Source organism: Promicromonospora sp. NPDC057488 (genome assembly GCF_042802395.1).
GTDB lineage: Bacteria > Actinomycetota > Actinomycetes > Actinomycetales > Cellulomonadaceae > Promicromonospora.
In genome coordinates, this window is record NZ_JBHVEG010000145.1 from 1 (window position 1) to 15,906 (window position 15,906).

A 15,906-nucleotide genomic window follows, 5' to 3' on the forward strand; every position below is an offset into this window, starting at 1 on the left:
GGCGACGTGCTCAACTTCGGCGCCGCGGCCAGCCGCCTGCGGGCCCAGGGCACCGACGTCACCATCCTTCTGGTGACCGACGACGTCGCGTCCGCCCCCGCGGACCGGGCGGCGGAACGCCGGGGCGTCGCCGGCGACCTCGTCGTGTTCAAGCTCGCCGGGGCCGCCGCCGAGCGGGGCGCCGACCTGGCCGAGGTGAACCGCCTGGCCACCCGCGCCAACGAGCGCACCCGGTCGTTCGGCGTCGCGTTCGGCGGGTGCACCCTCCCGGGCCAGGACCACCCCCTGTTCAGCCTGGAGCCCGGGCAGGTCGGTTGGGGGCTGGGTATCCACGGCGAGCCGGGCGTGGGCGAGGAGGCCGTGCCGACGGCGGCCGGGCTGGCCGCCGAGCTCGTCGACCGGGTGCTGGCCGAGCGACCCGCCGACGCCGACGGCCGGGCCGCCGTGCTGCTCAACGGGCTCGGGAACGTGAAGTACGAGGAGCTGTTCGTCCTCTGGGACCGGGTGCACGACCTGCTCGCGGAGCGCGGCGTGCGGCTGGTCGCCCCGCTGGTGGGGGAGTACGTGACGAGCCTCGACATGGCCGGGTGCTCGCTGACCGTCACCTGGCTGGACGACGAGCTCGAGCCGCTGTGGCTGGACCCGGCAGACACGCCGGCCTTTCAGCACGGGGGATGGCGGGCGGCGCCGGCGGTGGCTCCGGAGGAGGTCCCCGCAGAGCCCGCTGCCGATCCGGCTCCGGCGCTCGTGGCCGCCACCACCGACGCCGGGATCGCGGCCGCCCGGTCCGTGGCCCGGATCCTGCACCGGGCCCAGGCCGTGCTGCACGACGCCGAGGAGATGCTCGGCGACCTGGACGCGCAGGCCGGCGACGGCGATCACGGCCGCGGCATGTCGCGCGGGGTCGACGCGGCCGTCGATGCGGCCGACGCCGCGGTGGAAGCGGGCGGCGACGCCCCGTCGGTGCTGCGCCGCGCGGCCGACGCCTGGGCCGACCGGGCAGGCGGCACGTCGGGCGCGCTCTGGGGCGTGGGGCTGTTCGCGCTGGCCGACGCGCTCCCGGCGGACGCGGCCGTCTCCTTCGACGACCTGGTGGCCGGGATGAGCGCGGCCAGGGCGCAGATCCGGGCGGTCGGCGGCGCGAGCGTGGGCGACAAGACGCTCGTGGACGCCCTCGACCCGGCGGTCGAGGTGCTGGTGGCGGCCAGCGGCGCCAGCGCCGGCACCGGCACCGGCACCGCGCCGCGCCCGTCCGCCGAGGCGTGGCAGGCCGCGGTGCGCGCCGCCCAGCAGGGCGCCGCCGCGACCACGCAGTTCGCGGCCCGGCTCGGCCGCTCGCGCGTGCTGGGCGACAAGAGCCTCGGCGTCGCGGACCCCGGGGCGACGTCGCTCGCCCTGCTGCTGGGCGAGGCGGGTGCCGCCGTCGGCATCCCCGTGCCCGCGAACCTGACCGAGGAGGCGCGATGACGACGGGACTGCGGCTGGTGATCGGCTCGGACGACGCCGGCTTCGACTACAAGGAGATCCTGAAGCGGGACCTGGAGGCGGACGACCGCGTGGTGTCGGTGGTCGACGTCGGCGTGGGCGACGACGAGCACACGGCCTACCCCCACATCGGCGCGGCGGCGGGCCGCCTCGTCGCGGCGGGGGAGGCCGACCGTGCGCTCCTGGTCTGCGGCACGGGGCTCGGGGTCGCGATCTCGGCGAGCAAGGTGCCCGGCGTGCGGGCGGTGACCGCGCACGACTCCTTCTCGGTCGAGCGTTCCGTGCTCTCCAACGACGCCCAGGTGCTGTGCTTCGGCCAGCGCGTGGTGGGGATCGAGCTGGCCCGCCGGCTGGCGCGGGAGTGGCTCGGCTACACGTTCGACCCGACCTCGGCCTCCGCGCCCAAGGTCGCGGCGATCAGCGAGATCGAGCGCTCGGCGGAGCGGGCCCCGTCGTCCTGCGACTGACCCGGCGCGGGTCAAGTTGAAAACGTACATGCATGTACGTTTTGATGGCGGTGGCGGGGACGTCCGCCATCCGCTGACGAGAGGCCGTGCCATGAGCTGTCCGACGAACCCAGACGCCGTCCCCGCCACCGAGAAGGAGAGCTGACCGGTGGGGGCATCCAGATACGTCGGTCGGACGGGCGGCATCGCCCTGGGCCTGGGCCTGGGCGTGCTGGCCGCGGTCGCCGGCTGCGCGTCGGGCGACGCGGCCTCTGAGTCCGCCGCCGGGCCCGACGCCGCCGAGGTGGTCACCGCCGAACGCGTGCTCCAGGTGACCTCGGTGCACGAGGCGACCGGGATGACCCTGCTGGAGGGGCCCACCTTCGGCGAGGACGGCCGGCTCTACCTCGTCGACGTGACCGCCCCGGCCGGTGAACCGAAGGTGCTGGCGGTCGATCTCGACTCCCAGGAAGTCGGCACGGTGTTCACCGACAGCGCGGGCGCCTACACCTCGGCGCAGTTCAGCCCTGTGGACGGGCGGCTCTACCTCACCGACTACGCGGGCGGACGGATCGTCAGCGTCACCCCCGACGGGGACGACCCGCGGACCGTCGCCGAGGGCCGGGTCAAGGGCCGCGCCATGCACCCCGACGACCTCGCGTTCGACGAGGCGGGGAACATGTTCGTCACCGACTCCGCGTACACGCCCTACCCGAGCGCGGAACCGGCGGGCCGGGTCCTGCGGGTCGACGGCGGCACGGGCCGCGTGACCGTGCTGGCGGACGACCAGCCGAACCCGAACGGGATCTCGTTCGACGTCGGCGGCGACGCCCTCTGGGTCAGCCACCTCGACGTCAACCGCATCGACCGGCTGGTCCTCGACCAGGACGCGACAGCGATCGTCTCGGGGCACACCGCGATCCACGTCGACGGTGGTGTCGCCCAGACGGACTCGAACGCCGTCGACGCCGCCGGGAACGTCTACCAGGGCATGCACGGCCGCCCGGAGATCCGGGTGTACGGCCCCGACGGCACGCACCTGACCACCGTCTCGATCCCGAAGGAGGACGACGGCCTGCAGTCCGCGACCAACATCGCGATCCGGCCGGGAACCACGGACGCCTACGCGACGGTGAGCGGTCCCGCGGGCGGGTTCGTCTACCGGTTCGACGCGCTGGCCGAAGGGACCCGGCAGTCGAACGGCGGCTGACCCCGGCGGGGACAGCCGCCGTCCGGCGGCCTTCCTGTTGGTCGGTGGGGTCAGATGTTCTCGGCGATGTGCTTGATGGCGGCGAGGCGGCGGTCCCACTCGGTGCCGATGGCGTCGAGGCGGCGGGCCATGGCGCTGAGCTCGGTCCCGATGACGCGGTACCGCACCTCGCGGCCGACGTGCACGGTCTCCACCAGGCCGACCTCCTGGAGCACCGCGAGGTGTTTCGCGATCGCCTGCCGGGTGACGGGCAGGCGCCGGGCGAGGGCGGACGCCGAGGCGTCGCCCTCGCCGAGGGCGGTCAGGATGCTCCACCGGGTCTCGTCGGCGAGTGCGCTGCACATGGCGACCACGGCTCCGTCCGGCGACACGGTGCTCACGCCCGGCCCTCGAGCAGGGCGACGAGCTTGTCGAGCTCGCCGTCCCAGCCGCCGCGGTGGTCGGTCATGAGTCCCGTCGGGTTGCTCGTGTGCTCGAAACCGGTCTCGACGACGGTGAGCCGGGTGCCGCCGGAGGTCGCCTCGAGGGTGAAGGTGAAGACCGTCGAGCGCGTCTCGTCGACGGTGTCCGGCAGCGGGCCGTCCTCGTTGCACCAGCGGTAGGAGACCTCCTTCGGCGGCTCGAAGGTCTCGACCCGGATCGGCACCCGGCGCTCGCCCGGCCAGCCGATCGTGCCGAGGGCGCCGGCGCCGGAACCGGTGAGGGTGACGTGGCCGAACCACTGCGAGATCAGCTCGGGTTCGGTGACGGTGCGCCAGACCTTCTCCACGGGTGCGCTGATCTGGATCGTGCGGCGCACGGTGAAGGTGTCGGCGTCGATCACGGCCGGGGGGTTCTGCGTGTTCTCCATGAGGGTTCCCATCTCTGTGTCGGAGGACCTGGTGTCGGTGGTCTCTTGTCCGGTGGTCAGGAGGAGGCGGCGGGCTCGGGTTCCCCGGGCACGGCCGACGGCGGGGCGAGCGCGGGGCGCAGGGAGCGGGTCACGATCGCGGCGGCGACGGACACCGCGGCGAGGACCGCGGCCGCGACGATCGCCGCGGGGACGCCGCCGACGTCGATCGCCTGCCCTCCGGCGAAGGCGCCGATGGCGTCGCCGAGGTTCCCGGCCGACGCGGGCAGTGAGGCCGCGAGGATGGCGCCGGGGCCGGCGAGGTGCTCGACACGGTGCTGCCAGGGGCTCGTGATGCCCGCACCGCAGATGCCGAGGGCGAGCAGCGCGACCACCGCGACGACGGGGTTCGCCCCCCAGAGGGCGAGCCCGGCGAGCGAGGCCGCCACGCCCAGGGCGCCGAGCACCAGGGCGCGCGCGGCTCCGGCGTCGGCGAACCTGCCGCCCGCGAACGACCCGATGGTGGCGGCGATCCCGAAGCCCAGCAGGCACGCCCCGATCCACGGTCCGGAGACCCCGGCGACGTCGCCCAGGAAGGGGACGAGGTAGGTCTGCGCCGCCGAGGAGCCCGCGAACAGCAGGACGCCCACTGCGAGCACCGCCAGCACGCGCGGGGCGAGCGCGAACCGCAGCTGGCCCAGCATCCGGACCTCGGACTCGGCCGGTACCCGGGGCACCACGAGCAGGGCGACCAGGAGCGCGGCGGCGGCCGCCAGGACGACGACGAGGAACGACACGCGCCACCCCACCGCCTCGCCGAGCAGCCGGCCCAGCGGCATCCCCACCGCGCCGGAGACGGCGAAGCCGGAGATCACGACCGCCATCGCCCGGCCCACGCGTTCCCGGGGCACGATCGACGTCGCCGTGGTGATCGCGGCCGCGATGAACAGTCCCTCCACCGCGCCGATCACGACGCGGGCGGCGATGAAGGCCTCCAGGCCGGCGCCGAGGGCGGGCAGCAGGTTCAGCGCGGTGAACACGGCGAGCGCGGTGAGCAGCACCGGCCGCCGGTCGAGCCGGGCGGTCAGGAAGGTCAGTAGCGGTCCGCCGATCGCGATCCCGATCGCGTTCGCGGACACCAGCGCGCCCACCGCGGACAGCGGGACGGCGAGGTCCGCGGCCATCAGGTCGAGCATGCCCGCCACGAGCATCTCGGCGCACCCCATCACGAACGTGCCGAGGAACAGCACGCTCAGGGCGACCGCCACGCGTGAACGACTTCCTCCGGTATGACTCCGTCGATCAGACATCAGGACCTCCGAGGATCTGCAACTCTGTGGTTGCACTAAAGGCTGACACGGTTCTCGGCGCAGTGCAACCCCAAGGTTGCAAGTTGGGTTGGCGGCCGGGGAGGTGGCGGGTGCCCGCACCGGACGGGGTCCGTAGTCTTGCCCTCCGGGCCACCCGGCCAGGTGGCCCGGGAAAGCCGAGGCGTCGGCTGAACCTTTCGGGGAAGGGGTGCGTCATGGGGAACATGAGCACCCACGCACCCGAGCGGGCCGAGGTCCGCGTGGTCCGTTCCAAGGACCAGGAGTTCGTCGCGTTCGTCAGGGACGCCCGCCCGTACCTGTTCCGCACCGCCTACCTGCTGTGCGGAGACCCGCACCGGGCCGAGGACCTGGTCCAGGGCACGTTCGAGCGGGTCTACCGGTCGTGGCACCGGGTGGGTGCCGAACCGCGTGCCTACGCCCGCCGGGTCCTCGTCAACCTGCGCACCGACACCTGGCGCCGCACCGCCCGCACGGACCTGCCCGGCGACGACGTGCTCCGACTGCCCGACACCCCGGACCACGCGGCTCGCGTCACCGTGCGGGACGAGCTCGTCCGGGCGCTGGCGCAGCTGCCGCCGCAACAGCGCCGGGTGGTGGTCATGCGGCACCTGCTGGACCTGACCGAGGCGCAGGTCGCCGGTGAGCTGGGGAGGTCGGTGGGGACCGTGAAGTCGGCGAACGCACGCGGCCTGGAGAACCTGCGCACCATCCTGGAGCAGGCGGACCTCGCGGACATCCCCGTGCCGCACCGCGACGCGGCCGAGACGCTCGGCGGGAGCCGGGCCGCGCTGCGCAGACGGCGCACGGCGCAGGCGGCGCTCGGCGGGGTGGCCGCGCTCCTGGTGGCGTTCTTCCTGGCGGGGCCGGTCACGCTCCCGGGCGTGGGCCCGGTCGCGCTGCCGGGCAGCGAGTGGTTCCGGACGCTCGTGGGCCTGGAGCGGCCCGACGACGACTCCGGCCCGCGGCTCGGTGACTGCCCGGCGGGGACGTCGGACCAGGACGTCCGGCCCTGGCTGGAGGGGCGGTGCGTGCTCACCGTGGACGCGGGGGCGGTGCCCGACGCCGTGGAGGCGGGAGTCGTCGTCGGCGTGGGCGAGCCGACGCCGGGTTCAGGTGTGCCGGGCACCGTGGCTGCGGACGGCTCGGTCATCTACTTCACCGGGGCGGCGCCGGGTCCCGGCGACGGCGTCGGCGACTCCGACCAGGAGCTGGCGCTTGAGCTGCGCGCCGCCACGGGCGAGAGCAGCCTGGTGGCCGTCAACGGCACGGTCGACGGGCGCCGGGCCGATATCCCCGCCGTCGCGCGGCAGGGCGACCGGGTCGCCTGGCTGGAGGTGGCGACCCGCGAGAGCGAGTCGTCGCCGTGGGCGATCCGCGTCGTCGACGACGTGCGGGAACCCGAGGTGCGCACGCTCGTCGAGTCGTCCGGTGATCCGGTACCCGTGGGCTACCGGATCGGGCTGAGCGGCGCGTACCTGCACCTGCAGCGCCTCGTGGACCAGGGCGAGATCGAGCAGGTGCGGGTCCCGCTGGCGACCGGAGCGACCGGGGAGACCGAGATCCTGGCCGCCGGTTCCACTGCGTACGCCGTCACGCCGGACGGCGTCGAGTGGGCGGCGAACAACGTCCGCACCGGCATCGAGCTCGCCGACCGTCGGGACGACGGCGTCCGGCACGCGCACTTCGAGCTCGCCCCGGCGGGCGGCTACCCGCTCGAGACGGTGACCGAGATGGCGGCGTCGGACGCCGTGCTGGCGTGGAGCGTGGCGGGCGACCTCCACGTGCTCGACCGGGAGACGGGGGCCATGACGCTGCTCGAGGCGGACGGAGAGGCGGCGGGGATCGACGCCGACGGTGGAACGGTGGTCTGGACGAGCGCGCAGGACAGCGAGGGAACGGGACGTCTGCTCCTCGACGGCCGGGTGTACCGGCTGGGCGGCCAGGTCGTCGAGGTCGCCGTGGCGGGCGAGTGGCTGTCCTGGGTCGCCGTGGAGTCCGGGGGGTCCTCGCTGCGGCAGCACCTGGCGCGGATCGTGGGGCGCTAGGCCGCGAGGCCGGCCATGGCGACGCCGTCAGGATGACCGAGGTCAGCCGGCCGGCGTGCGAAACTATGGCCCACATCGCAAGGTAAGGGCTGTCGGACGGAACGGGAGATGCGGTGGCTGCAACGATGGCCGACGTCGCGCAGCTGGCGGGCGTGTCGAAGAAGACGGTGTCCAACTACTTCAACGGATACCCGTACATCACCGCCGAGACGCGCGCCAAGATCGAGTCCGCGGTCGCGGAGCTCAACTACAAGCTCAACGTCTCCGCGCGCAACCTCAGCTCCGGCCGCACCAGCACCATCGCGCTCGCGATCCCGGAGATCGCGCACCCCTACTTCGCCGAGCTCGCGCAGGCCGTGGTCTCGGCCGCGCAGCGGCGCGGGCTGAACGTCGTGGTCGAGGTGACCGACGGCGAGCACGACCGGGAGCTCGCGGTGCTGCTCGGCGAGAGCGGGCGATACGTGGACGGGCTGCTGTTCCACCCGATCGCGCTGGGGCCGGAGGACATCGAGGCCGCGACCCTCGACGTCCCGGCCGTGCTCATCGGCGACCGGGTGCACGGAGGCCGGTTCGACTTCGTCACCGTCGCGAACGAGCAGGGCGCCTACGAGATGACGCGGGTCCTGCTCGAGCGCGGCCGACGGCGCATCGTCGCGCTGGGCATGGAGCGCTCGGACGTGCCGACCGCGGCGGCCCAGCGGTTCGAGGGCTACAGCCGGGCCCTGGCCGAGGCGGGCATCGACGTCGACGACCGGCTGCTCGTCGGCCCGGTCCCATGGAACCGGCAGTCCGGCGCCCAGGGGATCGCGGGCGTCCTGGAGGCAGAGGTCGAGTTCGACGCCGTCTTCGGTTTCAACGACGCGCTCGCCCTCGGGGCGCTGAACGAGCTCCAGCGGCACGGCCTCGACGTGCCGGCTGACGTCTCGGTCGTCGGCTTCGACGACGTCGAGGAGGCGGCGCTCGCGTTCCCGCCGCTGACCACCCTCGACTCGGGGCGCGAGTGGATCGCGCGCAGCGCGGTCGACCGCCTCGCGGAGCGGCTCCTGGCGCACGACCTCGAACCGCAGGTCATCGTCGCCGACCACCGCGTCGTGGGCCGCGCCTCGGTCTGACCCGCCCCGAGATCATCCGGAACTGACCCTTGCGCCCGTAGTGCACCGGTGTACTATCCTCCATTAGTGCACCGGTGTACTACGAGAATCGGTGCCCCAGAACGCTCAACGAGGAGAGACATGGCCAGCGCCCCTGACACACTCGCCGTCCCGGCAGCACCTGCCCGGCCTGCCGCCCGCCGGCCGCTCGACCTGCGACGCGTGCGCCTGGACGGCGGTCTGCTCGGCGACTGGCAGCGCGTCAACCGCGAGGGCACCATCCCGCACTGCATCGAGCGGCTCGAGACGTCGGGGGTGCTGGACAACCTGCGGCGCCTGGTCGGCGAGAGCGACGCCCCGTTCCGGGGTCCGCTGTTCGCCGACTCCGACCTGTACAAGACCCTCGAGGCCATCGGCTGGGAAGCGGTCCGGGGCGACGTCGCCGAGCTCCTGCCCTTCGTCGACGACGCGGTCCGCCTCCTGGAGGCGGCGCAGGAAGACGATGGCTACCTCGACAGCTACTACCAGGGCCCGCACGCGGGGGAGCGGTTCACCGACCTGCCCCAGGGCCACGAGATGTACAAGCTCGGCCACCTCGTGCAGGCCGCGGTCGCCTGGGCGCACGCCGGGCGCACCGACCTGCTGGACATCGCGCTGCGCTACGTCGAGCTGGTGCACAAGACCTTCGGCGCGGGTGGCCGCGACGACATCGACGGCCACCCCGAGATCGAGACCGCGCTGGTCGAGCTGTCGCGCCTGACCGGAGACCCCCGCCACCGCGAGCTCGCCCGCCGCATGCTCGACCTGCGTGGCTACCGCACCATCGGCGAGGGACAGTTCGGCGGCGCGTACTACCAGGACTACACGCCGGTCGCGGAGGCGCGCGAGGCGACAGGGCACGCCGTGCGGCAGCTCTACCTGCTGGCCGGAGCGACCGACGTCGAGCTCGACGAGCCCGACGCCGGCTACCGCACCGCCCTGGACGCGCTCTGGGCGAGCGTTCACGAGCACAAGATGTACGCCACCGGGGGACTGGGCTCACGGCACCGCGGCGAGTCGTTCGGCGACCCGTACGAGCTGCCCGCCGACCGCGCCTACTCGGAGACCTGCGCGGCCATCGCGAACCTGCACTGGAACTGGCGGATGCTGCTCCTGGACGGCGACGCCCGGTACGCCGACGAGATCGAGCGCGGCCTCTACAACGCCATCGCCGTGTCCACCTCGCTGGACGGCAGGGCGTACTTCTATTCCAACCCCCTCCAGCTGCGCACCGGGCACACGCACGAGGAGGACGCGCCGTCGACCCGTCTCGACTGGTACTTCTGCGCGTGCTGCCCGCCCAACCTGGCGCGCCTGCTGTCCTCGATCAACGCCTACCTGGTCACGGAGTCGGACGACGCCGTCCAGTTCCAGCTCTACACGCCCGGCACGTTCGAGGTCGGCGACGGCGTCACCGCGACCGTCCGGACCGGCTTCCCCTGGACGTCGCGGGTGGACGTGACCTTCGACGTGCCGACCGCGCGGACCACCCAGTTCCGGGTCCCCGCCTGGGCCGCCGGGGCCACGGTCGCCGTCGACGGGGCCGCGCCCGCGCCCGCCGCCCCGGGCTTCGTCGACGCGCCCGCAGGCACGACGTCCGTGGTGCTGGACCTGCCCGTGGAGCCCGTGTTCGAGCGCGCGCACCCCTGGGTCGACGGCGTCCGCGGTACCCGTGCGCTGCGCCGCGGGCCGGTCTACTACTGCCTCGAGGAGGCGGACCTGCCCCCGGGCGTGCGGCTGGAGGACGTCGTCATCCCGCTGCGGCCGACCGCGGTCGAGGCGGGCAGCGACGCCGAGCTGGGCGTGCCCGTGCTCGACATCCCGGGCGCCCGGGCCCACGCCGCCCACGCCGACCTGTACGGGCCGGCCGGCGACGACGCCCCGGCCGCCGCGATCGGGACCGTCCGGGCGATCCCCTACTTCCGGTGGGCCAACAGGGCCCCCGGTGCCATGCGCGTCTGGATGCCCACCAGCTGAGCGTCCGGCGCGGCCGGTTCGCCGGCGCATCCGCAACACCAGAGAGGAACCACGCAATGAGGCGTCACATCACCTCACTCGTCGCCGTCACGGCCCTGGTCGCCGGGGCAGCCCTGTCGGGCTGCGCCGGCACCAGCGCCGACGCCGGAGGGTCCGGCACCGTCACGCTGTGGGTCCGGGACTCCCAGTCCCGGTTCATGCAGCAGCTCGCCGACGAGTTCAACGCCACGCACGACACCCAGGTCGAGGTCACCCTCGTGCCCTCGGCCGACTTCGTGCAGAAGTTCGGCACCGCGGCGGCCGGCGGCAACGCCCCGGACATCGCGTCCATCGACCTCGTCTACGTGCCCTACTTCGCCTCCGTGGGCGCGCTGACCGACGTCAGCGACCAGTTCGGCGAGCTGCCCTACAAGGACGAGCTGAGCCCGGGCCACGTCGCCCAGGGGGAGTACGAGGGCGGTGTCTACTCCGTGCCCTTCACCGCGGACGTGTCCGCCATGTACTACAACAAGGACCTGTTCGAGAAGGCCGGCCTGGACCCCGAGGACCCGCCGTCGACCACCGCGGAGGTGCAGGCCGCCGCGGAGGCGGTCGGCGAGACCGGGGACGGGAACTACGGGTTCGTCTTCTCCGGGGCGTGCGGCGGCTGCAACATCTTCAGCATGACGCCGTACGTCTGGGCCAGCGGCGGCAACGTCCTGTCCGACGACGGCACCCAGGCGCGGCTCGACAGCCCCGAGGTCACCGAGACCCTGACCATGTACCGCGACCTGTGGGAAGCGGGCGCCATGCCCAAGCTGGTGCAGTCCGACGGCGGCTCGAACGCCGGCGACGCCTTCAAGGCGGGCAAGGCCGGGATCATGAACTGGGGTACGTTCTTCATCAGCTCCCTGGAGGACGAGGCCGACGGCGCGGACTTCGAGTGGGGCGTCGCGCCGATCCCCGGTGCCGAGGAGGGCCAGACCGGCTCCTTCGCCGGCGGCGACAACCTCACCATCCCGGCCGGGTCCGAGAACCCTGACGGCGCCTGGGAGTTCCTGCGGTGGGCCACCGACGAGGACGCGCAGACGATCCTCGCCGACAACGGCGTCATGCCCACCCGCCTGGACCTGCTGGACAAGGTCTACATCCCGAAGGACCCGCGCTTCCAGGTGTTCGCCGACGTGCTGAAGGTCGGCAAGGTGCCCTACAGCACCATCGAGAACGAGCTCTTCAACGACTCCAACGGGGTGTGGTCGACCCTGATCCAGGAGGCGGTCTTCGGCCCCGGCTCCGTCGCCGCCGCACAGGACAAGGCACAGGGAGCGGCGCAGCCGCTGCTCGACCAGGCCAACGGCTGAACCCGTCCGTCGACAGGGCGGGCCGCCCGGCCCGCCCTGTCCTCACCAGGAGCACGACCCTCACCAGGAGCACCACCATGACCGCAATCCAGCACTCACTCGCGCCACGCGGCGCGCGGAAGGGCCGGCTGGCGCGCCGCCGCGGCCTGCTCGGCCTCGCGCTGAGCGTGCCCGCGTTCGCCCTGCTCGGGCTGTTCTTCCTCTGGCCTCTGGCGCGCACGATCTACATGTCGTTGAACGACTGGCCCTTGATGGGCATCCCGAAGTTCATCGGCCTCGACAACTACGCGGCCGCCTTCGCCGACGACCAGTTCCTGAGGGCGGTCGGCTTCACCGTCCTCTACACCGTGGTGATCACCCCGATCCTGCTGGTCCTGGCCTTCGTCCTGGCATTCCTGGTCCGCGGCGGAACACGTGTGCACCGCTTCTTCCAGACCGTCTACTTCCTGCCCGTCGTCATCGGGCTCGCGTCGGGCAGCTACATCTGGATGTTCATGTGGCAGTCCGACATCGGCCCCACGACCAGGCTCCTGGGCGACCTCGGGCTCGTCGACCCGACCACGAACTTCTTCGCCGACTTCGGGTCGGCCTTCCTGATCGTGCTCGGCATGGTCACCTGGAAGGTCGTCGGTCTGCAGATGCTCCTGGTGCTCGCGGGCATCCAGGCCATCCCCGACGAGGTCAACGAGGCCGCGCGCATCGACGGGGCCAGCGGGTGGCAGAGCTTCTGGCACATCACCACGCCGCTGCTGCGACCCACCTTCGCGCTCGTCCTGGTGTTCTCGGTCGCCGGTTCCCTGCTGGCGTTCGACCAGTTCTACATCATGACGACCGGAGGCCCCGCGGGCTCCACGATCACGGCGGTCTACCAGATCTACCGCACCGGGTTCGTGCAGTTCGACGTCGGCTACGCCTCGGCGCTGTCCGTCCTGCTCATGCTCGTGCTCGGCCTCGTCAGCGCCGGGCAGATGCTCCTCCTACGGAACTCGGACCACGCATGACCACCCTCACCTCTCCCGCACCCGCACCCGCGAGCACGGCCGCTGCCGGCGGGCGCGTCCGGCGCCGCCGCGGCCCGTCCGTCCTGCCCCGCGTGGCCTGGTGGATCATCAGCGTCTGCCTCGCCGTGCTCTTCCTGTACCCGATCTGGGTCATGCTCTCCCAGGTCGGCCTCGACGACCTGGCGCAGATCACCGACTCCAGCAAGGGGCTGAGCGTCGCCCAGAGCCTCGGCAACTCCGTCTTCGTCTCGCTGCTGGCGACCGGCGTGACAATGGTCGCCAGCACCCTGGCCGGCTACGCGTTCGCGAAGCTGCCCTATCGCGGCAGCCAGGTCGCGTTCTTCGTCACGCTCGTGACGTTCATGGTGCCGTTCCAGGCCGTCATCACCCCGCTCTACATCGTGCTGCGCGACATCGGCCTGCAGAACAACCTGGTGGGAGTCGCGCTCGTGCTCGCGACCTTCAACCTCCCGCTCGGCATCTTCCTCATGCGCAACTCGTTCGCGGCCATCCCGTCCTCCCTGGAGGAGGCGGCTCAGATCGACGGCGCGAGCGCGCTGACCGCCATGTGGCGGGTCATGCTGCCGGTCGCCGTCCCGGGCCTGGTCTCGACGGCGCTGCTGTCGTTCTTCGCGGCCTGGAACGACTTCTTCGCCGCGCTCATCCTGATCACCGACCAGCGGCTCTACACCCTGCCGATCAGCATCGGCATCCTGTCCGCCGACGACAACTTCCAGACCGACTTCGGCCTCATGCAGACCGGCGTGGCGATCACGGTGCTCCCGTGCGTGATCGTCTACCTCGTGCTGCAGCGCTACTACGTCGCCGGTCTGCTCGGAGGTGCGCTCAAGTGACGCTGCCCGCGAGCTTCCTGCTCGGTTCCGCCACCGCCGCCTACCAGATCGAGGGTGCCGCGGCCGAGGACGGTCGCGGCCCCTCCATCTGGGACACGTTCAGCCACACGCCGGGCAACACGGTGAACGGTGACACCGGCGACGTCGCCGACGACCACTACCACCGGCTCGAGAGCGACCTCGACCTCATGGCCGAGCTCGGCCTGGAGGCCTACCGGTTCTCGATCTCGTGGTCCCGCGTCCTGCCGAGCGGCCGCGGCGCCGTCAACGAGCCGGGCGTGGACTTCTACGAGCGGCTCGTCGACGGCCTGCTTGCGCGCGGGATCGCGCCGGTCGCCACGCTCTACCACTGGGACCTGCCGCAGGCGCTCCAGGACGACGGCGGGTGGCTGACCCGCCCGACGGCGGAGGCGTTCGCCGACTACGCGGCGCTGATCGGCTCCCGGCTGGGCGACCGGGTGCACACCTGGACCACGCTCAACGAGCCCTGGTGCAGTGCTTACCTGGGCCATGGTTCCGGCGCGCACGCACCCGGGATCACCGGCCGGGAGGAGCCGCTGCGGGCCGTGCACCAGCTCAACCGGGCCCACGGGCTCGCCGTCCAGGCGCTGCGGCTCGTGGTCACCGGCCAGCTCTCGGTCACCCACAACCTCCATGTCGCCCGCCCGGACGGGCCGACCGGGGAGGCCGCCCGGCGCAAGGTGCTCGCCCTGGCGAACGACGCCTTCCTCGGGCCTCAGCTCGAGGGCGCCTACCCGGATTCCGTGATCGAGACGACCGCGGACGTCACCGACTGGTCCTTCGTGCGGGACGGCGATCTGGCCGAGATCCACCAGCCCGTCGACGTGCTCGGCGTGAACTACTACGCGACCAGTCGCGTGCGGCTCTGGGACGGGGTGGGGGAGCGGCAGAACGCCGACGGCCACTCGCCGTCGTCCGGCTCACCGTGGCCGGGGGCCGAGGACGTCGAGTTCCTGCCGCAGCCCGGGCCGCACACCGAGATGGGCTGGAACATCGAGCCCGAGGGCCTCCACGACCTGCTCGTCACGCTCCGTGACCGCTTCCCGGACCTGCCGCTCATGATCACCGAGAACGGCGGCGCCTTTCCCGACACGGACGTCGCCGACGGTACCGTCCGCGACGCCGACCGCATCGACTACGTGCGCCGCCACCTGGTGCAGGTGGAGCGTGCCGTCGACGACGGCGTGGACGTGCGCGGCTACTTCCTCTGGTCGCTGTTCGACAACTACGAGTGGGCCTACGGCTACGCCAAGCGCTTCGGTATCGTCCACGTCGACTACGACACGCTCGACCGCACGCCCAAGGCGAGCGCCCGCTGGTACTCCGAGCTGATCCGCCGAAGGGACCTCTCCGCATGACGGTCGAACGCCGACTGCTCCACGACGGCTGGACCGTCGAACCCGGTCACGGACCCGTGCCCGACGCCGTCCGCGCGGCCGGCCCGGTCGCGGCCACCGTGCCCGGCAGCGCGCACACGGACCTGCTGGCCGCCGGGCTGATCCCCGACCCGTACCTCGACGACAACGAGGGAACGCAGAAGTGGATCGGCCTGACGGACTGGACCTACCGGACGACATTCGACTGGTCCGCCGGCGAGCACGACCACCACGAGCTCGTGTTCGAGGGCCTCGACACCGTCGCGGCGATCCGCCTCAACGGCGTCGAGCTCGGCGAGGTGCGCAACATGCACCGCACGTACCGCCTCGACGCGGCGAGCACCCTGCGCGCGGGCGGGAACACGCTCGAGGTCACGTTCTCCGCGCCCGTGCGGTACGCGGACGCCGCGAGCCTGTCCCTCGGCTACCGGCCCCACACCAACCGGCACCCCTACAACGCGATCCGCAAGATGGCGTGCAGCTTCGGCTGGGACTGGGGCATCGAGACCGCCACCTCCGGCATCTGGCGCCCCGTCACGCTGGAGAGCTGGTCCGGCGCGCGCCTCGGCGAGCTCCGGGTCGCCGGTGACGTGGTCGACGGCGTGCCGCGGGCTCGGGTGGCGGCGCACGTCGCCGGTGCCGGTGCCGGGGACGGCGCACGCGTGCGCGTCCGGGTCGCCGGGGCGGAGGGCGTCACGGCGGTGGCGGACGGCGTGGCCGTGCTCGACCTTCCGGTACCCGACGCCCAGCTCTGGTGGCCGCGCGGCCACGGCGACCAGCCCCTCTACGACCTCACGGTCGAGCTGGTCGCCGGCGCCGGCGACGGCGCCGGCGAAAGCGGTCTCCGAGACCTGTCGCTAA

General features: G+C 72.8%; 13 protein-coding genes and 1 pseudogene. 11 read left to right on the forward strand and 3 right to left on the reverse strand.

The annotated features are described in order from the left end of the window. From ACFU5G_RS22920 to ACFU5G_RS22930, 3 genes are all read left to right on the forward strand, one after another. A partial coding sequence (locus ACFU5G_RS22920) for a dihydroxyacetone kinase family protein (RefSeq protein ID WP_377249982.1) occupies positions 1-1,467 on the forward strand: 1,467 nt, incomplete at its 5' end. Further along, positions 1,464-1,952, forward strand: a complete 489-nt coding sequence (locus tag ACFU5G_RS22925) for a ribose-5-phosphate isomerase (protein WP_377249985.1) — start codon at positions 1,464-1,466, stop codon at positions 1,950-1,952. The genes ACFU5G_RS22920 and ACFU5G_RS22925, both read left to right, overlap by 4 nt. Before the next feature lie 148 nt (positions 1,953-2,100). Then, complete coding sequence (locus ACFU5G_RS22930; RefSeq protein WP_377249988.1) at positions 2,101-3,141, forward strand: SMP-30/gluconolactonase/LRE family protein; 1,041 nt, start codon at positions 2,101-2,103, stop codon at positions 3,139-3,141. Between the two features lie 50 nt (positions 3,142-3,191). Here the strand turns inward: ACFU5G_RS22930 and ACFU5G_RS22935 are convergent, their stop codons facing one another. From ACFU5G_RS22935 to ACFU5G_RS22945, 3 genes are read right to left on the reverse strand one after another with little or no spacing between them, the layout of a single operon-like run. Then, positions 3,192-3,521, reverse strand: a complete 330-nt coding sequence (locus tag ACFU5G_RS22935; protein ID WP_377249990.1) for an ArsR/SmtB family transcription factor — start codon at positions 3,519-3,521, stop codon at positions 3,192-3,194. Then, a complete protein-coding gene (locus ACFU5G_RS22940; RefSeq protein WP_377249992.1) occupies positions 3,518-3,991 on the reverse strand; it encodes an SRPBCC domain-containing protein in 474 nt (157 codons plus the stop codon). Before ACFU5G_RS22940 ends, ACFU5G_RS22935 begins: the two co-directional genes overlap by 4 nt. Before the next feature lie 56 nt (positions 3,992-4,047). Then, positions 4,048-5,238: an MFS transporter gene (locus tag ACFU5G_RS22945; protein WP_377249994.1), complete on the reverse strand. Its 1,191-nt coding sequence runs from the start codon at positions 5,236-5,238 to the stop codon at positions 4,048-4,050. A 266-nt stretch (positions 5,239-5,504) separates the two neighbouring features. On the opposite strand from ACFU5G_RS22945, the gene ACFU5G_RS22950 reads away from it, so the two are divergent. The 8 genes and pseudogenes from ACFU5G_RS22950 to ACFU5G_RS22985 form a co-directional block, all read left to right on the forward strand. After that, complete coding sequence (locus tag ACFU5G_RS22950) at positions 5,505-7,346, forward strand: SigE family RNA polymerase sigma factor (protein ID WP_377249996.1); 1,842 nt, start codon at positions 5,505-5,507, stop codon at positions 7,344-7,346. A gap of 113 nt (positions 7,347-7,459) precedes the next feature. Further along, complete coding sequence (locus ACFU5G_RS22955) at positions 7,460-8,458, forward strand: LacI family DNA-binding transcriptional regulator (protein ID WP_377249998.1); 999 nt, start codon at positions 7,460-7,462, stop codon at positions 8,456-8,458. Between the two features lie 120 nt (positions 8,459-8,578). Beyond that, complete coding sequence (locus tag ACFU5G_RS22960) at positions 8,579-10,453, forward strand: glycoside hydrolase family 127 protein (RefSeq protein WP_377250000.1); 1,875 nt, start codon at positions 8,579-8,581, stop codon at positions 10,451-10,453. Between the two features lie 56 nt (positions 10,454-10,509). Further along, positions 10,510-11,793 (forward strand): ABC transporter substrate-binding protein, encoded by a 1,284-nt coding sequence (locus tag ACFU5G_RS22965; protein ID WP_377250003.1) that lies wholly within the window; start codon positions 10,510-10,512, stop codon positions 11,791-11,793. 77 nt (positions 11,794-11,870) lie between these two features. Further along, positions 11,871-12,794 (forward strand): carbohydrate ABC transporter permease, encoded by a 924-nt coding sequence (locus tag ACFU5G_RS22970; RefSeq protein WP_377250006.1) that lies wholly within the window; start codon positions 11,871-11,873, stop codon positions 12,792-12,794. After that, positions 12,791-13,648: a carbohydrate ABC transporter permease gene (locus ACFU5G_RS22975; RefSeq protein ID WP_377250008.1), complete on the forward strand. Its 858-nt coding sequence runs from the start codon at positions 12,791-12,793 to the stop codon at positions 13,646-13,648. Before ACFU5G_RS22970 ends, ACFU5G_RS22975 begins: the two co-directional genes overlap by 4 nt. Next, positions 13,645-15,027, forward strand: coding sequence for a GH1 family beta-glucosidase (locus tag ACFU5G_RS22980; protein WP_377250011.1), 1,383 nt, complete (start codon positions 13,645-13,647; stop codon positions 15,025-15,027). Before ACFU5G_RS22975 ends, ACFU5G_RS22980 begins: the two co-directional genes overlap by 4 nt. Then, positions 15,024-15,906, forward strand: a pseudogene (locus tag ACFU5G_RS22985) (glycoside hydrolase family 2 protein); the annotation flags it as partial. The gene ACFU5G_RS22980 and the pseudogene ACFU5G_RS22985, both read left to right, overlap by 4 nt.